The sequence below is a fragment of the Microbacterium resistens NBRC 103078 genome, assembly GCF_001552355.1.
GTDB classification, from domain to species: Bacteria; Actinomycetota; Actinomycetes; order Actinomycetales; family Microbacteriaceae; genus Microbacterium; species Microbacterium resistens.
Genome location: NZ_BCRA01000213.1, coordinates 1 through 1,879 on the forward strand (window position 1 = coordinate 1; position 1,879 = coordinate 1,879).

The 1,879-nt window shown below is 75.0% G+C and carries 2 protein-coding genes; both read left to right on the plus strand.

What is annotated here, in order from left to right:
* Window positions 1-951: VWA domain-containing protein (locus MR1_RS19050; RefSeq protein WP_067250857.1), on the plus strand; the 951-nt coding region annotated here is incomplete at its 5' end.
* Complete coding sequence (locus MR1_RS19055; RefSeq protein ID WP_067250861.1) at window positions 948-1,766, plus strand: hypothetical protein; 819 nt, start codon at window positions 948-950, stop codon at window positions 1,764-1,766. The genes MR1_RS19050 and MR1_RS19055, both read left to right, overlap by 4 nt.
* Window positions 1,767-1,879 lie beyond the last annotated feature (113 nt).

Here is a 1,879-nt window from a genome sequence, read left to right on the forward strand (position 1 = left end):
CCCGGTGCGGCGACGGCACCGGCGGCGAGCGCGCGCGGGGGCTCGCGCGCGCTGTGGGCCCTGCGGCTCGTCCTCGTGCTGGCGTGCGGGCTGCTGCTCCTGCGTCCCGGCATCCCCGGCGGCGAGGTGCGGACGCTGGCGACGGACACGGACATCGTCGTGCTCGTCGACACGACGGCGAGCATGGTGGCCGAGGACGGCGAGGACGACGAGCCGCGGATGACCCAGGTGCGCGAGGACGTCCGCGCGATCGCGGCGGCCTACCCCGGCGCGCGGTTCGCCCTGATCACGTTCGACGCCGCCGCGCAGCTGCGTCTCCCACTGACGACCGACACCTCCGCGCTCGTCTCCGCCGTGGACGTGCTGCAGCCCGAGGTCACCCGCCAGTCCCGCGGGAGCTCGGTCGGGATCGCGGCTCCCCTGCTCGCGGAGACGCTGCGCGGCGCGGCGAAGTCCGATCCGGAGCGCGCCCGGATGGTCTTCTACCTGGGCGACGGCGAGCAGACCGCCGCCACCGCCCCGGAGTCCTTCTCCGCCAGCGCGAAGGACGTGGTCGGGGGCGCCGTCCTCGGCTACGGCACCGCGGAGGGCGGCCCCATGCGCGAGACGACGGGGGCGTTCAGCGGCGAGGGCGACTACATCCTCTATCAGGGCGAGCCGGCACTGTCCGTCATCGACGAGACGACGCTGCGGACGATCGCCGACGAGCTCGGCGTCGACTACCTGCCCCGCGCGGGGGCGCCCGCGCTCGACCTGCCCCCGGCGCCGTCCACGACGACGGCCTACCGCGAGGGCGGCACGACGGGGAACGTCACGGACCTCTCCTGGATCCTCGCGCTCGTCATCGCCCTGCTGCTGTGCGTGGAGCTCGCCCGCGCCGCGATGCTGATCACCCGCATGCGGGGCCTCGCCGTCCGCGGGGGCACCGGCGGAGGAGGGGAGCCGCGATGACCGACCTGCAGAGCCCGCCCGCGGCGGACCCCGCCGTGTCTTCCCCGCGCGACGCGCAGGACGCGGCCGCGGCGCTGATCGCCGCCAACCGGCGCCGGCGCACCGTGCGCCGGTGGATCGCCGCGGGATCGGTGCCGGTGGTCCTCGCGGCGCTGCTGCTGGTGGGCAAGCTCCTCAGCATGTACGCGTTCGCCTACCAGTCCATCGCCTCGTACGTCGGCGGCGACAACGCCGGATCGGTCCGCGCCGCCCAGGGCCTGGAGCCCCTCAACTGGTTCGAGCCGTACAAGGCGCCCTTCGATCAGGGGGTGGGCCTCGCCGCCGGCGGCGACCTGCCCGCGGGGCAGGCGAAGTTCGAGGAGGCGCTCGGACTCGCGCACGGCCTCGAGGTCTGCGACATCCGGGTGAATCTCGCGCTCGTGCTGGAGTGGCGGGGGGACGCCGCATCCCAGGAGGGGGACGCGGTCGGCGCCGCGGAGTTCTACGGCCGTGGCCTGACCGTCACCGCCGAGACGCCCGAGGAGTGCCGCAGCCCCGAGGCGCAGCAGCAGTCCTCGGACCCGGAGCGCGACATGAGCGAGACGCTCGACGAGCTCTCGGACCGGCTTCAGGAGAAGCAGCAGCGCCAGCAGGAGCAGGAGCAGCAGGGGCAGCCGGATCAGCCGCAGGAGCAGGAGCCCGAGCAGCAGCAGCCCGATCAGTCCGATCTGGACGACCTCCAGGACCGGCTCGAGCAGGGCGAGCGCGAGCGGCAGCAGAACCAGCAGGACCAGGGCGACGACGGCGGCAGCGGCGGGACGGAGAAGCCATGGTAGACCGCGAGCCCCGCTACGTCTCCCGTTCCGAGGGCGCCCCTCCCGTCCCGCCGCCCGGCGGGTACCGCGGTGCGCGCCGGCTGACGACGCCGGGATCCCTGCCGCCCGGGGCA